This window comes from Tepidibacillus infernus (assembly GCF_048898065.1).
Classification (GTDB): domain Bacteria; phylum Bacillota; class Bacilli; order Tepidibacillales; family Tepidibacillaceae; genus Tepidibacillus_B; species Tepidibacillus_B infernus.
Window position 1 is genome coordinate 565,389 of the sequence record NZ_JBLWFI010000001.1, and the last position, 18,884, is coordinate 584,272.

General features: G+C 36.4%; 16 protein-coding genes and 2 riboswitches. Of the genes, 11 read left to right on the forward strand and 5 right to left on the reverse strand.

Features of this window, described 5'->3' with window-relative positions; all coding sequences use genetic code 11:
- The first annotated feature begins 35 nt into the window (after positions 1 to 35).
- The 3 genes from TEPIDINF_RS02865 (at position 36) to TEPIDINF_RS02875 (ending at position 1,099) form a co-directional block, all read left to right on the forward strand.
- Complete coding sequence (locus TEPIDINF_RS02865) at positions 36 to 560, forward strand: shikimate kinase (protein WP_068723528.1); 525 nt, start codon at positions 36 to 38, stop codon at positions 558 to 560.
- 72 nt (positions 561 to 632) lie between these two features.
- Positions 633 to 812 carry a YqzE family protein gene (locus TEPIDINF_RS02870; protein ID WP_421691326.1) on the forward strand — a complete coding sequence of 60 codons (180 nt, stop codon included), beginning with the start codon at positions 633 to 635 and terminating at the stop codon, positions 810 to 812.
- A gap of 56 nt (positions 813 to 868) precedes the next feature.
- On the forward strand, positions 869 to 1,099 hold the full coding sequence (locus TEPIDINF_RS02875) for a YkuS family protein (protein WP_421691327.1): 231 nt from the start codon (positions 869 to 871) through the stop codon (positions 1,097 to 1,099).
- Between the two features lie 63 nt (positions 1,100 to 1,162).
- On the opposite strand, the gene TEPIDINF_RS02880 is transcribed toward TEPIDINF_RS02875, so the two are convergent.
- From TEPIDINF_RS02880 to TEPIDINF_RS02890, 3 genes are all read right to left on the reverse strand, one after another.
- Positions 1,163 to 2,011: a hypothetical protein gene (locus tag TEPIDINF_RS02880; protein ID WP_421691328.1), complete on the reverse strand. Its 849-nt coding sequence runs from the start codon at positions 2,009 to 2,011 to the stop codon at positions 1,163 to 1,165.
- Between the two features lie 166 nt (positions 2,012 to 2,177).
- Positions 2,178 to 3,038: a YqhG family protein gene (locus TEPIDINF_RS02885; protein WP_421691329.1), complete on the reverse strand. Its 861-nt coding sequence runs from the start codon at positions 3,036 to 3,038 to the stop codon at positions 2,178 to 2,180.
- 3 nt (positions 3,039 to 3,041) lie between these two features.
- Positions 3,042 to 4,754, reverse strand: coding sequence for a DEAD/DEAH box helicase (locus tag TEPIDINF_RS02890; protein WP_082732363.1), 1,713 nt, complete (start codon positions 4,752 to 4,754; stop codon positions 3,042 to 3,044).
- A gap of 153 nt (positions 4,755 to 4,907) precedes the next feature.
- Positions 4,908 to 4,997, forward strand: a riboswitch (glycine riboswitch).
- Between the two features lie 3 nt (positions 4,998 to 5,000).
- Positions 5,001 to 5,072, forward strand: a riboswitch (glycine riboswitch).
- A 79-nt stretch (positions 5,073 to 5,151) separates the two neighbouring features.
- Between TEPIDINF_RS02890 and gcvT the strand changes: the two genes are divergently transcribed.
- Genes gcvT through gcvPA form a run of 3 tightly spaced genes read left to right on the forward strand, consistent with a single transcriptional unit; the run spans position 5,152 to position 8,031 of the window.
- Positions 5,152 to 6,252 (forward strand): glycine cleavage system aminomethyltransferase GcvT, encoded by a 1,101-nt coding sequence (gene gcvT, locus TEPIDINF_RS02895; protein WP_068723541.1) that lies wholly within the window; start codon positions 5,152 to 5,154, stop codon positions 6,250 to 6,252.
- 34 nt (positions 6,253 to 6,286) lie between these two features.
- A complete protein-coding gene (gcvH, locus tag TEPIDINF_RS02900) occupies positions 6,287 to 6,679 on the forward strand; it encodes a glycine cleavage system protein GcvH (protein WP_068723543.1) in 393 nt (130 codons plus the stop codon).
- A gap of 5 nt (positions 6,680 to 6,684) precedes the next feature.
- The gene (gene gcvPA / locus TEPIDINF_RS02905; protein ID WP_421691330.1) at positions 6,685 to 8,031 is read left to right on the forward strand and encodes an aminomethyl-transferring glycine dehydrogenase subunit GcvPA; all 1,347 of its coding nucleotides are present in this window, start codon (positions 6,685 to 6,687) and stop codon (positions 8,029 to 8,031) included.
- A 78-nt stretch (positions 8,032 to 8,109) separates the two neighbouring features.
- On the opposite strand, the gene TEPIDINF_RS02910 is transcribed toward gcvPA, so the two are convergent.
- Positions 8,110 to 9,366 carry an IS110 family RNA-guided transposase gene (locus TEPIDINF_RS02910; RefSeq protein WP_415802040.1) on the reverse strand — a complete coding sequence of 419 codons (1,257 nt, stop codon included), beginning with the start codon at positions 9,364 to 9,366 and terminating at the stop codon, positions 8,110 to 8,112.
- A 297-nt stretch (positions 9,367 to 9,663) separates the two neighbouring features.
- Between TEPIDINF_RS02910 and gcvPB the strand changes: the two genes are divergently transcribed.
- The gene (gcvPB, locus tag TEPIDINF_RS02915; protein WP_069797626.1) at positions 9,664 to 11,118 is read left to right on the forward strand and encodes an aminomethyl-transferring glycine dehydrogenase subunit GcvPB; all 1,455 of its coding nucleotides are present in this window, start codon (positions 9,664 to 9,666) and stop codon (positions 11,116 to 11,118) included.
- 68 nt (positions 11,119 to 11,186) lie between these two features.
- On the opposite strand, the gene dat is transcribed toward gcvPB, so the two are convergent.
- Positions 11,187 to 12,017: a D-amino-acid transaminase gene (gene dat / locus TEPIDINF_RS02920; RefSeq protein ID WP_068723552.1), complete on the reverse strand. Its 831-nt coding sequence runs from the start codon at positions 12,015 to 12,017 to the stop codon at positions 11,187 to 11,189.
- 337 nt (positions 12,018 to 12,354) lie between these two features.
- Here dat and TEPIDINF_RS02925 point away from each other — a divergent pair, with 337 nt between their 5' ends.
- The 4 genes from TEPIDINF_RS02925 (at position 12,355) to zwf (ending at position 18,881) form a co-directional block, all read left to right on the forward strand.
- Positions 12,355 to 14,889 (forward strand): adenosylcobalamin-dependent ribonucleoside-diphosphate reductase, encoded by a 2,535-nt coding sequence (locus TEPIDINF_RS02925; RefSeq protein ID WP_421692133.1) that lies wholly within the window; start codon positions 12,355 to 12,357, stop codon positions 14,887 to 14,889.
- A gap of 192 nt (positions 14,890 to 15,081) precedes the next feature.
- A complete protein-coding gene (locus TEPIDINF_RS02930) occupies positions 15,082 to 16,188 on the forward strand; it encodes a carbohydrate kinase (RefSeq protein WP_068723553.1) in 1,107 nt (368 codons plus the stop codon).
- A complete protein-coding gene (locus TEPIDINF_RS02935; protein WP_321164143.1) occupies positions 16,188 to 17,129 on the forward strand; it encodes a pseudouridine-5'-phosphate glycosidase in 942 nt (313 codons plus the stop codon). The genes TEPIDINF_RS02930 and TEPIDINF_RS02935 overlap by 1 nt, the downstream gene beginning before the upstream one ends.
- Positions 17,130 to 17,384: 255 nt before the next feature.
- Complete coding sequence (zwf, locus tag TEPIDINF_RS02940) at positions 17,385 to 18,881, forward strand: glucose-6-phosphate dehydrogenase (RefSeq protein ID WP_421691331.1); 1,497 nt, start codon at positions 17,385 to 17,387, stop codon at positions 18,879 to 18,881.
- The last annotated feature ends 3 nt before the right edge of the window (positions 18,882 to 18,884 follow it).

The following is an 18,884-nucleotide window of genomic DNA, read 5'->3' on the forward strand; positions in this document are numbered from 1 at the left end:
TAATTACTAATATAAATGGAAGAAGGTTCTTTTTGATGGATTTATTAAAAGAGCATCTTGTTTTGATTGGATTTATGGGGGTTGGGAAAACGACGCTCGGACAAGCCTTAGCAAACCATATGGGAATATCATATATTGATACTGATGATCTCATTGTGCAAAAAGAAAAATCGGATATACCTACCATTTTTGCAAAAAAAGGTGAGCATTACTTTAGAAAAATTGAATCCCAAGTATTCCTTAAAACCCTCGGCCAAAAACCATTTTCAGTGATCTCAACAGGTGGCGGAATAGTTTTATCAGAAAAAAACCGTTCTGCAATGAAGGAACAGATGGTGATCTGGTTACAGGCCTCTGTTGATGAAATTTATAAACGGATATCTAATAATGGAGATCGCCCTCTATTAAAAAATGGAACTGACGTAAAAAGGAATATCTTAGACATGATGAATGAAAGACATGCTTTATATGAGCAAGTGGCCAATTTCTCAATTGATACAGATCAAAAATCAATCAATCAAATGATTGAGGAAATACTGCAAATGTTAAATCTTAAATAAGTTGTAATTTGTTCCCCTTAGGATATTTTTTAAATATTTTGTTGATACTGATAATGAAAGGGGGAACGATGGATGAAATCTAATGATTTTGTGAAGTACTTAACCATTCAATTGGTTGAACGGATTGACAATCCCAAACAAAAGTCAAAAGAAACAGCAAAAGAACAAACTGAATCTTTTTCTTCTCACTGGTTTGGACTTATTCCTTTTTCCTTAAAAATGGTGATGAAAAGGCTCAAAAAAAATGCATAAGCAGGTATAGGTAACCCCTTTCTCGCTCATATTAACTTTAGAGAGGGGGTGTACCTATGCCACGGGTTGCAATGGAACAATCGTTAAATTACTTAAAGGATTATTTAACAAGCCAAGGTGTTGAGGTTACGGATTTAAATCAGCAAACAGGGCAAGTGGATGCAGTGATTATTTCAGGTCAGGATAAAGATGTAATGGGAATGGAAGATATCACATCTAAAGTACCAGTAATCAATGCAAGGGGACTAACCCCAGAGGAAGTTTATCAAGCGATCAATCGACAATAATCTTCAATAAAGTGATAAGAGCAATGGATCTATCCATCGCTCTTTTTTAATATTAGGGCTTTATTAAGGATGTAGATAAAATGTGCCAAATGCTTGAACATCTTTAAATGGAACATAACGAATCAGATCAAGTGTCTCATCATAAAGTGTGATATAGTTTTGATCAACCCATGATTGATAACCAATGACTGGAAAAGCAAATTGTACTTGTCGATCATATTTTGACCCTACATAAAGCACCTCTTGCTTTTGTTTAAGTGAAAGAATGAGTTGATTTTCTGTTAATGATATGTTGTTTTCATTATTCAATAACCAAGATAAGTCTTTATATGGGTTAAAGATTAGATCATCATTAAATAAAGAATCTGTTAATTTTTCCATTAAATCCAGTCCATTGCTTTGCCTATATTTAGGTTGGTAGGCACTTAGATCAGGGAGCCATTCTCCCGTGGAACCCTCTATATATATTTTTTCATTCTTTGTATCAAAAAACCAATAGTTTTCAAAAGGTGAATAATAGGTAAATTTTTTAGGGATCATTTCTTTTATACCTTCATCCGCGATCACTTGTTTTTGATATGGGAGTATTGAACCTAACCCATATTCAACCACCTTCATTTTGTTATCTTCTTTGGTTACAACGATATAACCTTGTTGCTGCTCATAGGTAGAGAAAGTAACGATCTGAACATCTTCATTCATTGGCTTTATCACGATTTGTTTTAGATTTTGCGAATCCAACCTTTCATGATAGGGGGAAGTCTTGGTAAGTTGCTGAAGCCATGTTTCTATTTGTTTTTCTGTATTGATTTCCTTTGTTTCAGAGTATCCAACTTGTTGTAGTAGCAGAATAAAGAAAAAGATAAGAAATAAGAAAGATAATTTCCTTTTTAAACCAATCATCCGATACATATTTTATCACCTCTTCTATATGGTTCCATTTTATTCTGAATTTTTTGCGATGTCTGTTAGAATCTGTCGCTACTGATTGCGATTTTTTTAGAAAGTTTTATCGAAGGAACAAGAAAAAAAGAGAAAGTTCGCATAAGGAATCTTTCTCTTTATGGTTATGAAACATTTAATGAATATATTCGACATTTTCTGGGACATGCTCACTCAAATAAAAAACCCCATAATTAATTGGCTTTACTTCAATTCTTGGTGAATACTGCCATTTTACTTCATTCAATCTTCTTTCCTTTTCGACAAGTTTTTGTGATTTTTCTTCCTGTTGTTCAGGATTAAATTCTTTTTCTGGATCTTCATGAATAAGATAATAGGATTCTAATTGTTCAATCTCTTCTTCTAATCGCTGCTGTGCAGCCTCTGCCCACTTAAAATTTTCCTTTTTGATTTCATGTAAAATCCATTCCTCTAATTGTAAGGCTGCTTCTCTAAAGGTAATGAAAGTGGGTACAGTAGAAACGTTAGCAGGTAACATGGGGCTGAGATTGATTTTTTGTAAAGTCTGAATAAAATTTTCCTTCATCTTTCCATTAGATAAATTTATCCCCACTGAAACCAATTTATCTTTTTTCTTATCGCTAATAAATTCGATTTTATAATTAACCCCAAGCCAGGGACTCAAAGTATTGAATGTTTTTATGGAATCAAGCTGTTGTTGATAGAGACGAACCATTTTTCCTCGTTTTTTTGTGGAATGAAAAATTTGTTGGAGTCGATTAGAGCCAAATCGAATCTCTTCCCCACGGATCCCTTGTGAAGAATGCTCAGGGTCAAAAATAAAAGTCATCGTCATTGTTTCAGGCTCAACACCCATTCTTTCTACAAAAGTCCAATAATATGGACGGTTGGTTAGATCTTTGTCTACAGGAACAGAAAGTTTGACTGTAGTGTGTGAAGGTTCTCTTTCAATAATATGGCATTGAAAAAGCTGCAGGTATTGCTCTACATACTCTCTAACCCATTTTTGATCCATGATCTATCCGTTCACCCCATTAACAATATGATTGCCGATCTGTGACAATTTTTCTTTAAAGTCTTCGTTATCCTTTGCATCGATCATCATTTTCATGATGTTATTTTCAAGGTCATTTAATTTTAATTTTTCTAAGATCACATCAAGTGAACCGATGACATTTTCAAACATATTAATTTTTTCATGAAGAAGATAAAGAATATGTTCTTCGATCGTTTGATTTGTAGAAAGATTATAAATATACACGTTTCTTGTTTGGCCAAGACGATGTACACGCCCAATTCTTTGTTCCACTTTCATCGGATTCCAAGGCATGTCGTAATTAATAATTTGATTACAAAATTGAAGATTGATTCCTTCTCCTCCAGCCTCTGTTGCTACCATCACTTGAGCTTTTCGTTGAAATAGATCCATCATCCAATCTTTTTTCCCTCGATTAAACCCTCCACGGTAGGGAACAGAAGTAATTCCTTGTTCTTTAAGTTTAGTAATAAGAAATTCTTGTGTTGCTCTGTACTCTGTAAAGATAATTACTTTATCATTGATTTCTTTGATTAAAGAAATAATTTTATCTGCTTTTGATTGAGTTTCTACCTTTTTGGCGATTTGCACCAACCGCAGGATTTCATTTTTCATTTCTTCATTACCACCTGATTTTTTAAACATATTAACAAGAGTAATAAAGGCTGCGTCACGACTACTACATATTTCTCTTTGTAGTGTAATTAGAGATAGCATATTCTGAATATCACCTTTTAACTGGCGGTAATATCCTCTTACAAAGCTGGAGATTTCATCATATAGTTCTCGTTCAGGTGCAGTTAGTTCAATCGGTATCGTTTTTACGATTCTTTGAGGAAATTCAATTTCTATCTTTTCATCAGAGCGTTTATTGCGAATCATTACCTTTTCAATTTCTTGTCGTAAGATCTCTTTATTTTTAGGGTTTCTTTTGTCCTTCATATGTTCTTTTTGAAAATGATAGTATCTTCCTAGCTGACCCGGTTTTAAAAGGGTGACTAGATTATATAATTCGGTCATATCATTTTGAATAGGGGTTGCTGTTAGTAATAGAATAAATTTCTTTTTAATTTTATTGATAAACTCCCAGTTCTTTGTATTTTTGTTTTTTAGTTTATGTGCTTCGTCAACTACTAACATATCATAATGTTGATTTAGAACATAGTCGACATGGGGTGGACGCTTTGCCGTATCCATGGAGGCCACAATAATATCGTACTTGTCCCACATCCATTCTTTCTTTTGTGCCACAGCTGGAATTCCTAATTTATGATTTAATTCTCTTGTCCATTGCAAAACAAGGGAAGCTGGGACCAGAATAAGAATTTTCTTTGCCAGGCCTCTGATTAAATACTCCTTCATAATTAGTCCTGCTTCTATTGTTTTTCCTAAACCTACTTCATCTGCAAGGATGGCTCTGCCATGCATTTCATTTAATACTTTTTTTGCGGTTTCAATTTGGTGGGGAAAAGGAGTTAAGTATGGAAGATGAGCCAAACATTGAAGTTCATTAAAATCTTTGATTTGCATCACTTCTTCCGCTTGATAGGCAAGTTGAAAAGCCTCCCATAGATCCCATGGTCCGTCTTGTTTAAATGATTGTTGCAGATCATAAACCCATTGTTGTTCAAAATGAATCGGAATTGTAATATTTCCTTGATCAATGGAGTATATTTTTTCTTGCATCATACTCATGGGCTAAACTCCTTTTGAAATATTCGTGTAATCCTTAGTATGAAACGAATTCTTCTCTTTTATGAAGAAAAAGTTGGATTATGAAATAAAATGCTATTCTGTAAGAGTTTTAATTGATATAATATTTCTAAGATTAAAATGAAATATGGGCGAATGAAGATAGAAGGAGAGACTACGAAATGTAGCGCCGAAGGAGCAAGCCAAAGAGGTGAATCTCTCAGGCAAAAGTACTTCTATTGGACGCATCTCTGGAGAGTGCTCTATGAGCCGCCAAAGGAGCAACTTTTTTTAGGTAACTCTCAGGCACAAAGGACAGAGTAGATTGAACTATCTATCGCTCTGTCTTTTTTTTATGGAAAGGAAAAATTTTGTTATAATCCATTTAGGAGGTGATGTTATGGTAGAGGGTTTAAAAAGAACACCGCTCTATCCACTATACGAAAAATATGGTGCTAAATTAGTTGATTTTGGAGGATGGGAACTACCTGTCCAATTCTCTAGGATTAGTGATGAACATCAGGCAGTAAGAGAAAGAGCAGGATTATTTGATGTATCCCATATGGGTGAAGTTGAAGTTAAGGGGAAAGATGCACTAAATTATATCCAAAAAATAATTACAAATGATGCGTCAAAATTAGTAGATGGTAAGGCTTTATATAGTCCGATGTGTTATCCAGATGGTGGAACGGTTGATGATCTATTAGTATACAGATATGTTGAAGATCATTATCTAATTGTTATCAATGCTGCTAACATCGAGAAAGATTTCGAATGGTTTCAATCCCATTTAGAGGGAGATGTACATATTAAAAATATTTCCGATCAAGTATCTCAATTAGCCCTTCAAGGACCATTGGCCGAGAAAGTCTTACAGAAAATGGCGGATACTGATTTATCTTCGATTGAACCTTTCTATTTCGTTCCCGAGGCTAATATTGAGGGGATCAGAGCCATGGTTTCCCGAACAGGATATACAGGTGAAGATGGTTTTGAAATCTATTTATCCAATGCAGATGCCCCCAAATTATGGGAGAAAATATTAGAAGTCGGTAAAGATGAGGGAGTATTACCTTGTGGGTTAGGTGCTAGAGATACGCTGCGTTTTGAAGCAAAGCTACCTCTCTATGGGCAAGAACTTTCAAAAGACATATCTCCTATTGAAGCAGGGTTAGGTTTTTTTGTAAAATTGGATAAGGGTGACTTTATTGGAAAAGCTATCTTAGCAGAACAGAAAGAGCATGGGGCACAAAGAAAATTAGTCGGAATCGAAATGATCGACCGTGGAATTCCCCGTTCTCACTACTTAGTTTATGTTGGCGATGAAGTGATCGGTGAAGTCACGACCGGAACTCAATCTCCTACCTTACAAAAAAATATCGGACTTGCTTTGATTAAGAAAGAGCATGCAGATATTGGTAATGAGGTATTTGTGGAGATTAGAAACAAAAAGTTAAAGGCTAAAATTGTTAAAACTCCTTTTTATAAAAGGAGCAAGTAAAAAAATCATTTAATTGATGTGGGAGGTATTTTTGATGAGTGAATTAAAACAAAACCTTAAGTACAGCAAGGAACATGAATGGGTTGAAGTGCTAGGCGAAAACAAAGTAAGAGTGGGCATCACTGATTATGCTCAACACTCTTTAGGTGATATTGTTTTCGTTGAAGTTCCAGAAGAAGGTAGCGATGTATCAGCAAACGAAACCATGGGTTCTGTTGAATCAGTAAAAGCTGTTTCTGATGTATACACACCAGTTTCTGGTAAAGTTGTTGAAGTAAATGAGGACTTAGAAGATGCACCTGAAGTGATTAACGAAGATCCATATGGAAAAGGATGGATGGTTGTGATTGAACTTAGTAATCCATCCGAATTAGATCAATTGTTGTCTGCGGAGGAATATGAGGCCTTTATTAAAGAGGAGGAATAATTTAAATGAAATTCCGATATATCCCAAACACTGTCGAAGATCAAAGAGAGATGTTGGCAGCCATTGGGGTTGAATCGGTAGAGGATTTATTTGCCGATATCCCACAAACTGTCCGTTTTGAAGGGGAACTAAATATCCCAAAAGCTTTATCTGAACAAGATGTAACTCATTTGATGTCTAAATTAGCGCATAAAAACATTACGATGAATGATTACCCGAGTTTCTTAGGTGCGGGAGTCTATCATCATTTTATTCCAAGTGTAGTGAATCACGTTATTTCTCGTTCAGAATTTTATACAGCATATACTCCTTACCAGCCAGAAATTAGCCAAGGGGAATTACAAGGGATTTTTGAGTTTCAAACATTGATAGCGGAGTTAACAGGGATGGAAGCAGCGAACTCTTCAATGTATGACGGGGCTACATCTTTAGCAGAGGCTGCAGCAATGGCTGCAGGCTCTACCCGTCGTCAAAAAATTATTGTATCTCGCGCTGTCCATCCAGAAGCAAGAACCATTTTAAAAACGAGTGCCAAAGGTCATAATTTAGATGTGGTCGAAGTAAACATAAAAGATGGGGTTACAGATTTAGCTGAGTTAAAGAGTAGAATCGATCAAGATACTGCAGCGGTGATTGTTCAATACCCGAACTTTTTCGGCCTTATCGAGGATCTTAAAACCATTGAAAAAGTTGCTCATGAAAACCAAGCCCTTTTCATTGTAAGTGCCAATCCAATGGCATTACCTATCTTAAAATCTCCAGGAGAATATAAAGCAGATGTAGTTGTTGGTGATAACCAGCCAATGGGAATTCCAGCCTCCTTTGGCGGACCGCATGTTGGATTCTTTGCAACAAATTCAAAGTTAATTCGAAAGATGCCTGGAAGAATCGTTGGCCAGACGGTTGATGATGAAGGGAATAGAGGTTTTGTTCTTACCCTGCAGGCACGTGAACAACATATTAGACGAGAAAAAGCAACCTCGAATATTTGTTCAAACCAAGCATTAATGGCACTAGCTTCTGCTGTATATATGAATACCATGGGAAAACAAGGAATTCAAGAAGTGGCAAAACAAAATCTTCAAAAAGCTCATTATGCATATAAAGTACTAACTTCTATCAATGGAGTAGAGCCTGCATTTCACCTTCCTTTCTTTAATGAATTTGCAATTAAACTACCTAAACCTGTTTCTGAAATCAATAAGGCCTTATTACAAGATCATTTCATAGGCGGTTATGATGTAAGTAAAGACTATCCCGAATTAGAAGGTATCATGCTTGTTGCTGTAACTGAGGTCAAAACAAAAGAACAAATTGATCAATTCGCAGCAAGATTGGAGGGATTAGCGTGAAAAATAAGCTTAAATTTGGTAAAAAAGGGCGCAGCAAACTAAGGTCTTTAAAGACCTAAAAAAAATCAAGCTTTGGTTTTAAGCTACAGAAATGTCAGAAGCCTTTATTATACCTTGGGCAATTAGGAGTTTTATTGCCTGATTAATAGCTTTCTCTTTCTGCTTGTCCTGCATTTCTTGTGGCATATCAATTTTATACAAGTCGCTTGGATTCCACACTTCGCCAGTAACAAACATATTGTATATGGCGGTGAGTATCATCCTTGCAATAGCGATTATGGCTCTTTTTTTGCCTCTCCTTTTAGAAATGCGTTCGTACTTGATTTTGTAGTAAGGAGACTTATCCGATTTCACGGCTGCATGGGCAACTTGTACCAATGCAGGTTTGAGGTATACACCGGCACGTGTAATACGGACAGATTTCTTCTTACCAGCAGATTCATTATTGCCAGGTGTTAGTCCCGCCCAGCAGCACAAACGCTTGGAGTTGGCAAATTGAGACATATCTGTACCAATCTCGGAGATAATGGTGATTGCAGATGCTCTATTAACTCCGGGAATGGTACATAAAAGGTTAATGGCACTTTCATAAGGTTCGACCAACTTATCCAGTTTTTCGTCCAGTTCAGCAATCGAATTGGTTACGAAGTCGAGGTGAGAACGAACCATGATCATACGTTCTTTTTGTTCCTGAGTCATTTGGTATCCTTCAATAGATTCAACCACGTTATCTGCTTTTTTTTTCAAAGATTTATGAAGAAGAGAAGTACAGTATTCCGGGTCAAAGGTATCAGAGGAAATCAGATAGTCCGTGATGGAAGTGGCAGATTTGCCAAACATGTCGGAAACGACAGCATCAAGGGCTACATTACAGACTGTGAAAGCGTTTTGAAAACGGTTCTTTTCACTGCTTCTACAAGAAACAAGTTTAGAACGGTAGCGAGTGTATTCACGAAGAATACGGACTGGTTTATTAGGGATATAGCTTCCTGGTACTAAACCAAGGCGGAAAAGGTCAGCAATCCACTTAGAATCTTTTTTATCATCCTTATTTCCTTTTACAGCCTTCACCCATTTGGGGTTAGCAACAGTCATACGGATGGTATCTTCCAAAAGATTGTAGACAGGAACCCAATATTTCCCGGTCGATTCCATGCACATATCATAGCAGTTGTTATCAATCAGCCACTGCTTGAATTGAAGAATGGAATTGTTAAAAGTAGAAAATCTCTTTTTTGAATAATGAGGGGTAATCCCCTGTGAAGTAATAATTGTGGCGACGAGAAAAGTCTTATGCACATCGACACCGCAACAGATAGGATAAACAACTTTCATGGCACAGCCTCCTTTCATAATTGGAGGAAGAAGACATTGACTGAACCATCACACATTTAACAAAGAGCTAAAACAATGATTAGCGTGCGGTCTTATAGAACCACTTATTTGTGCTTGAAAGATGATTCTTACACTGGTTATTATACTGTTTTGAACTGAGAAGTAATCTACGACTCACCTCGCCGTGCTTTGTAGTATATCTTCTCCTTAAGTTAATCATAGCAAAGTGGTGAAAGCCGCACACCATTTTTCATTACTATTTGTGCCGCCAGCGCTAGCGGCGGAATGGAGGTTATTATGAGAAAAGAAAAAGCCCTCATATTTGAATTGAGCAAACCAGGTAGAGTTGCTTATAGCTTGCCTGAATTAGATATACCAGAGATTCCAATTGATGAATTACTTCCAAAAGAAGTGATCCGTGAGAATCCACCAGAATTCCCGGAATTGTCAGAATTGGATTTAATGCGCCATTATACAGAATTATCCCAGCGAAATCATGGAGTTGATTCTGGTTTCTATCCTCTAGGGTCTTGTACGATGAAATATAATCCTAAAGTAAATGAAGATGTTGCAAGATATGCTGGATTTAGCCAGATTCATCCTTATCAAGCGGAGGAAACCGTTCAAGGTGCTTTAGAACTGATGTACAACCTACAAGAGGAACTTCAGGAAATTACAGGAATGGATAAGGTGACATTACAACCTGCAGCAGGGGCTCATGGTGAATGGACAGGACTTATGCTGATCCGTGCCTACCATGAAAACCGTGGTGATCATCAACGGAATAAAGTGATAGTTCCTGACTCTGCTCATGGAACGAATCCAGCATCTGCAACAGTAGCAGGATTTGAAATCGTTACTGTAAAATCTAATCAATTTGGTAATGTAGACGTAGAAGCTTTGAAACAAGCTGTTGGTAATGAGACTGCGGCGTTAATGCTTACAAACCCAAACACCCTTGGCTTATTTGAAAAAGATATTGTGGAAATTGCTAGAATTGTACATGAAGCAGGTGGATTGCTTTATTATGATGGAGCAAATGCGAATGCGATCTTAGGCATCACACGTCCAGGGGATATGGGATTTGATGTTGTACATTTGAATCTTCATAAAACTTTCTCAACTCCCCATGGTGGTGGTGGCCCTGGTGCTGGACCAGTAGGAGTTAAAAAGATATTAGAACCATTCTTACCAAAACCGATGGTTGCAAGGGATGGGGATCGATATTATTTAGATTATAATATTCCTCAATCTATTGGTCGCGTGAAATCATATTATGGTAATTTTGGAATTCTTGTTAGGGCGTATACCTATATCCGTACAATGGGACCAGATGGACTTAAAGCAGTAGCAGAGAACGCAGTATTAAATGCAAACTATATGCTTCGAAGATTACAGGATTATTATGATGTACCATTCTCACAACATTGTAAGCATGAGTTTGTATTGTCTGGTAAGAAGCAAAAGAAACTAGGTGTTCGTACACTAGATATTGCAAAACGATTATTAGATTTTGGGTTTCATCCACCAACCATCTATTTCCCACTTATCGTGGAAGAATGTTTAATGATTGAACCAACGGAGACCGAAAGTAAAGAGACATTAGATTCTTTTATCGACGTACTCATCCAAATCGCAAAAGAAGCAGAAGTAGACCCAGAAAAGGTATTAGAAGCACCTCATACGACGGTTGTTGGCCGTTTAGATGAAGTCACAGCTGCTAGAAACCCAATCTTAAGATATACAAAATAAAAAATAATCGAAAAAAACAAAGGACCTTGTAAGATACAGGGTCCTTTGTTTATTTGTATGTCACTCTGTCAATTCAACTTGATTAATTTTTCAAATTCTTCTTGTAATGCTTTAGTAATAGATCCTGGAGAATTGGTGATCGTTTTATCGTTGATCTGGTTAATTGGCATGATTTCCATTGTTGTACTACTTACAAAGGCCTCATCAGCTTGGTAGACTTGTTTGAGATTAAATTCTTTTTCTACAAAGGGGATACCAATTTTATCAGCAATTTTTTCAATCACTAATCTTGTAATTCCTTTTAGAATAAAGTTATTAGCCGGATGTGTGAGGATTTTACCGTCCTTTACGATAAAGAAATTAGATGAACTTCCTTCAGTCACAATATTATCCCTAATTTGTACTGCTTCATAGGCCTGATGATCAACGGCATATTGTTTTGCCATAATGTTACCTAATAGGTTAAGACTTTTTATATCACAACGTAGCCAACGAATGTCTTCAATTGTGACAATTTTAATCCCTTTTTGCAATTTTTCGTAAGGTCTATTCATTTCTTTTGTATATGCAGTTAGTACCGATGTCGAATCAGTAGGAAATGCATGGTTTCTAGTCGCTACACCTCTAGTTGTCTGAAAATAAACAATACCGTTTTGAAGGTTGTTCATTTCAATTAATTGTGTTATCTTTAACTTAATTTCTTCTGAAGAGAGTGGTAAAGAAAGACTTAATTCTTTTGCGCTTCTTTCAAATCGAATTAAATGATCATCAAAACGAAATGGTTTGCCATCATAAACTCGAACCACTTCATAAATTCCATCCCCAAATTGATACCCACGATCCTCTATATCGATGTGAGCCTCCCCTCTTGTAATAAATTGATCATTCATAAGAATCATTGAAGTCACTCCAATTCTAAAAGTGTATTTTTCTATAACTAAGATGGAGCTTCAAGTTGTTAATACTCTTATTGTAACATGAACTCAGAAGAATGGGATTTAGTATTTATTGATTTTTTTAGATTTTTTTAATACCTAAGAATAAGGAAGCAAATTAAAATTAGGCCATGTTATTCATTTGATATTCTTACTTTTTAGGACTTTTGATTCCTAGAAATACTAGATATAGTGTTGTATAATGAAAAAACCTCATATATATTGATATTTCAGCAAAGAGATCATACATAATGAGATGTATAAGGAGAAATATTAGGAAAGATGGAGAGTGAAACAATCAATGGAAAATGATAAGAAAACACGCTTAGAAGGATTAAGCGAAAAAATCTTCCTGGATCGCTATGCATTAAAGGACGTCACTGATCAACAAGTAAATGTAGGGGATACTGTATTAGTTTTAACAAAAGATGATCCAAAGTTCCCACAAAAAGAAGTAGGTGAAGTCCTTTCGATTGATGGTTTGACGATTACGGTTGGTTTAAGAAGTGGACAAGTTATAGAAACCGAACAAAGCAAAATTACAAAACCATTGGAGTTAACACCTGAAAAAATGTGGGACCGTTTAGCAAAAGCGATTGCTTCTGTTGAAAAACCTAAAAAACAACAAGAATGGACAGAAAAGTTTCGCCATGTATTAGATGATTGGAAATTAGTTCCCGGTGGCAGGATCGCTGCAGGGGCTGGAGCGAGTGATGAATTAACTTTATTCAACTGTTATGTTATTCCTTCACCCAAGGATAGTCGTGGTGGAATTATGGAAACGCTAAGCCAGATGACAGAAATTATGTCACGAGGTGGTGGAGTTGGTATTAACCTATCTTCTTTAAGACCACGTCGAGCAGTTGTAAAAGGGGTGAATGGTTCATCCAGTGGAGCTGTTTCCTGGGGTGGATTGTTTAGCTATACTACTGGTTTAATTGAACAAGGTGGCTCGCGTCGTGGAGCTTTAATGCTCATGTTAAATGATTGGCATCCTGATCTATTAGAATTTATTACCGTAAAACAAGAAATGGATCTAATCACAAATGCTAACCTTTCTGTAGCTGTAAGTAACGATTTTATGAAGGCAGTAAAAGAAGATTTAGATTGGGAATTAGTTTTCCCTGATACAAGTGATCCTGAATATGATGAAGTTTGGGATGGTAATCTCCAAAAATGGAAAGAACTCGGTAAATCCGTGAAAGTATATAAAACATTAAAGGCTAGAGAAATCTGGCATACCATTATTGAGTCTGCTTGGCGATCGGCAGAACCTGGTATTGTTTTTATGGAGTACTATAATCAAATGTCTAATAGTTGGTATTTTAATCCAATCATTAGTACGAATCCTTGTGCGGAACAAGGTTTACCAGCTTGGGGTGTATGTAATCTATCTTCGATCAATTTAGCCAAATTTGTAAAAGATGGAGAAGTGGATTGGGATGCTCTCGGAGAAACTGTTGAAATCTCTGTCCGTTTCTTAGATAACGTAATTGATGCTACACCTTACCATTTTGAAGAAAATAAAAAAAATCAGTTAAATGAACGTCGTGTTGGATTAGGTAGTATGGGCTTAGCTGAAATGCTCATCAAATTAAAGATTCGTTATGGTAGTGAAGAATCCTTAGCATTCTTAGATAAACTATACAACTTTATTGCAAAACGAGCCTATCTAGCTTCAGCGGAAATTGCGGCGGAAAAGGGATCATTCCCAATGTTTGATAAAGAAAAATTCCTACAAAGTCTTTTTGTCCAACAATTTGATGACGAAGTTAAAGATGCGATCCTAGAAAAAGGGATGAGAAACGTTACTGTTCTTACTCAAGCACCTACAGGTAGTACAGGTACCATGGTTGGAACATCTACTGGGATTGAACCCTTCTTTGCTTTTGAATATGTTCGTCAAAGTCGATTAGGTTTGGACAAGCAATATGTACCGATTGCAAAAGAATGGTTAGACCAGCATCCTGGTGAAGATCTTCCTGACTATTTTGTAAGTGCAATGGAACTTTCTGCTGAAGACCATATCCGTGTACAAGCTGTTATTCAAAAATGGGTAGATTCTTCCATTAGTAAAACCGCAAATGCACCAGCAGATTTTACGGTGGAGGATACTAAGAAACTTTATGAATATGCCTTTGAATTAGGTTGTAAAGGAGTAACCATCTATCGTGATGGAAGCCGTGATGTGCAAGTACTTTCAACTGAGAAAAAGGAAGAAAAAGATGCAGTAAAACCAGAAGTTGAACAACAATTAGATCATAAACCTGAAAAAGAATATCGTCGTAGACCAAAAAAATTAACAGGTGCAACCTATAAAATGAATACGCCGTTAGGTAAAGCCTATATCACCATCAATGATGTGGAAGGTAAACCTTTTGAAGTGATTGTTAATGTAGGAAAAGCAGGTAGTGATGTCTTCGCCATGTCTGAAGCTTTGGGAAGAGTGTCAACACTATTTTTACGCTTCGGGGAAATTCCAGATGGTAATAAGGCACGTTTATTGATCAAACATCTAAAAGGCATTGGTGGTTCAGGGGCAGTTGGATTTGGACCAAATCGAGTTGAATCAATTGCTGATGCAGTAGCAAAAGCGTTAGAGATGCATATTGATGGAGAAGAATCCGACGATTCTATAGCTGCTTCATCAGAGCAACAAGTCTTAAATAGACATCTTGATCATGAAGGAATTGGTTCGTTTGATCATGACCATGATTTTACTGATGATGCAGTGCCTGATGGATTAGATTTATGCCCAACTTGTGGATCAGCTTCTTTAGTCAACGAAGAAGGCTGTAAGCATTGTATTACTTGTGGATATACCCGTTGTTCATAATAGAACATCTTCTTTTGCAGGAGAATTCACAAAAAAAATCACAGAAAGAAACGAGCTTGTAAATAATCAAGCTCGTTTTGTACTTTAATGATACCAATTATAATATTTGAATCGAAAATTGTTGCATCATAAAGGTATTTTATGCTAAGATAAAACAAAAGTTATATCATAAAACTTAAGTTTGGTGATGTGATGATCAATCAACTAACTTCAAAGGAAAAAGAAATTATTGAAATTCTGCGTAAAAATCCCTTTATAGAGCAAGAGGAAATTGCAAATCAACTTGGACTAGCAAGATCTTCTGTTGCAGGCCATCTTGCGAGGTTGAGCAAAAAAGGAATCTTGCAAAGGGGATATATTCTTAATGAGAGAATGAATGAAATTGCTGTAATTGGTGGGGCAAATGTGGATATTAAAGGAATTGCTGATGGGTCATTCAGACAAGGAAGTAGTAATCCGGGAAAAGTCTATCGTACAGCAGGTGGTGTTGCAAGGAATGTAGCAGAGAATCTTGCAAAGCTTCAGTTGTCTACATTTCTTTTTACCGTTGTTGGACGTGATGAAGAAGGGGATTGGCTATTGGATGTAACACAAAAAGCGGGTGTCAACATTCAATATATTGAACGATTAGCTAATGAGAGAACAGGGAAATACCTATCCATTCTGGATGAAAATAGGGAACAAGTTGGTTCCATCTCAGATATGCAAATTATGGAGAGAATGGACGAACTGTTTCTACAAAACCTTTATCCAAAATTGATTACAGCAAAGATCGTATTTCTAGATACGAATCTTCCTCAGTCTACATTAGTACCTCTTATTCATTGGCTCAAAGACAAGGAAACGATGATCGTTATCGACCCAGTATCTGCTAAGAAAGCCGAAAAATTAAAAGGATATTTAGAGGACTTAGATTTAATTACTCCAAATAAGGAAGAAGCAGAAATCCTAACTGGCATTACAATAAAAAGTAAAACGGATCTTAACCGAGTAGTATACGAGTTTTTTTCTCAAGGAGTAAAGCAAGTCGTAATTACTTTAGGTGCTGAAGGGGTATTTGTGGCCACACCTGAAATTCAGGAATTCCTTCCTAGTCCTAAGGTTGATGTGAAAGATACGACAGGAGCTGGCGATGCTTTTGTTTCCGGGATTATCTATGGTTTAGTAAATGATAAAGAGCTTATCGAGGCATGTAAATATGGCCATACTATGGCAGCAATCACTCTTAAACGGGAAGAAACCGTTGTCCATGATCTAAACATACACATTTTAGAACAGTTAAAAAAGGAGATTTTCTAGTGGAGACTAAAATTGATTTTTTAAAGAAACAAATACACATCAAAGAGGAAGTGAAGGATGCATTAGCTTCGGGAAGACCAGTTGTGGCATTAGAATCAACTATTATTACGCATGGAATGCCTTATCCAGCTAATGTAGAGACAGCCTTAGAAGTAGAACGGATAATTCGAGAGCAAGGTGTAATTCCAGCAACGATCGCAATTATCAATGGAGTGATCAAAGTTGGGTTAACGGAAGAAGAAATTAAGGATTTAGCAAAAGAAAAATATGTAGTGAAAGCGAGTAGGCGTGATTTACCAGTCATCCTTGCTAAAAAATTATCTGGAGCGACTACAGTAGCAGGTACGATGTTGGTGGCTAGGATGGCAGGAATTAAAGTTTTTGTCACAGGAGGGATTGGTGGAGTTCATCGTGGTGCAACTGAGACGATGGATATCTCTGCAGATCTGCAAGAACTAGCCAAAACCAATGTAGCAGTTGTTTGTGCAGGGGCAAAATCGATTCTTGATATTGGCTTAACTTTAGAATATTTAGAGACCCAAGGGGTTCCTGTTTTAGGATATCAAACAAAGCAATTCCCTGCATTTTATACCCGTGATAGTGGGTTTAATGTAGATTATCAGGTGGAAAGTGCGGAGGAAATGGCAAATATCATGAACATAAAATGGAATATGGGTTTAGATGGCGGTATTGTGATCGCTAATCCCATCCCTGCCGAACATGCACTAGATGAAAACTATATTAACCAAAAAATAAGGGATGCTTTAAAGGAAAGTGTAGAAAATAAGATTATTGGTAAAGAAATTACACCATTCCTATTATCAAAATTAGAAGAAATCACAGAGGGTAAAAGCTTAGCAGCTAATATTGAATTGGTAAAACATAATGCAAAAGTAGGAGCACTTATCGCTACTGAGTACGCAAAATTAAATAAAGCTTGAAATTTGACTTTTGTTTTTAGTTTGTTAAAATGTTAGTTGGATGAGAACCAAGGATTGTAGCTGCTTAGCAGTAAGACCTAAAACGATGCAAGGGGGGCAATATGGTTTCCTTTTTCGTTTTGGGTCTTTTGCACTTATTATATGGAAAAAATGGCTAGTTTGGTATATAAAATAGGATGTGTTTAAAAAATAAGTAAGAAGTTTTCTTTTTATTGGTAAAGAAAGGTGCTTATTATTAATTTGGAGGGTATACCGTTGAATAATAATAATGAAAATCTGTCAAATATTTTTGTCATATTCGGTGGTACTGGGGACCTAACCTATCGGAAATTAATCCCAGCTTTATATCATTTGCAATACGGAAAGATGTTACCAGAACATTTTGCAGTCGTTACGATCGGAAGACGTGGTAAAACGACCGAGGAATATAGGAACGAACTATATGAAGCAATAAAAAAATTTTCTCGTTTCCAACTAGATGAATCTGAGTGGAATACATTACGTGAACGGATTTACTATCAACAGATGGATTTTACCGATGACCAAGGATATCCCCTATTAAAAAGTTGGTTAGAAGAACTTGACCAAATACATCAAACCATGGGGAATCGGATTTATTATTTAGCTGTTGCCCCTGAATATTTTGGCCTGATTGTTGAAAAATTACATGATCATGGCATGGCTAACAATGAAGATTCATGGCAGAGAGTGATGATTGAAAAACCATTTGGAAGAGATTTGCAATCAGCAAAATATTTAAACCAAAAAATAACGTCTGTATTTAAAGAAGAACATACCTATCGGATTGATCATTATCTTGGCAAAGAAATGCTTCAAAATATCATGGTTATTCGTTTTGCTAATGCTTTATTTGAACCGATTTGGAATAATAAATACATTGACCATATCCAAATCTCTTCAAGTGAAATAGTTGGAGTGGAAAATAGAGGCGGCTATTATGAAAAAGCAGGTGCATTAAGGGATATGGTTCAAAACCATATGCTGCAGCTCCTTACATTAACAGCAATGGAACCACCCATAAGTCTTGAAACTGAAACAATCAGAGATGAGAAAGTGAAGGTTCTTCGTTCTATTCAGGAATTTACACCTGATTTGGTCGCAAAGAATGTAGTTCGGGGACAATATGGTGAGGGAATTGTTCAACAAAAAAAAGTGGTTCGTTATCGCGAGGAAGAAAGAGTTTCACCAATCTCTGAAACAGAGACATTTGTTGCATTAAAAGTAAATATCAATAATTTCAGGTGGGCAGGAGTTCCGTTTTATATTAGAACAGGAAAGAGAATGCCGGTCAAGTCGACAGAAGTGGTTGTTCAATTTAAACCGTTAGACCATATTTTATATTTTAAAGAATATGGTAATCTATTGCCTAATCTATTGGTTATTCGTATTCAACCCGAAGAAGGAGTTTTTCTACAATTTAATGCAAAGCAACCGGGTACAAAGAATATGATTATCCCCGTTAAAATGGATTTTTGCCAAAATTGCCAGATTGGTAGTAACTCTCCTGAAGCATACGAAAGATTGCTCTATGATGTGATGAGAGGAGATTCAACTCTTTTTACAAGGTGGGATGAAGTAGAATATTCTTGGAAACTTGTTGATATGATTGCTGAAGCATGGACAACGCAAAAGATAGAATTACCTAATTATGAAGCAGGTAGTTGGGGTCCAAAGGAAGCAGATGAACTTTTACATAGAGACCAACGAAAATGGTGGAATATAGGAGTGTAATGT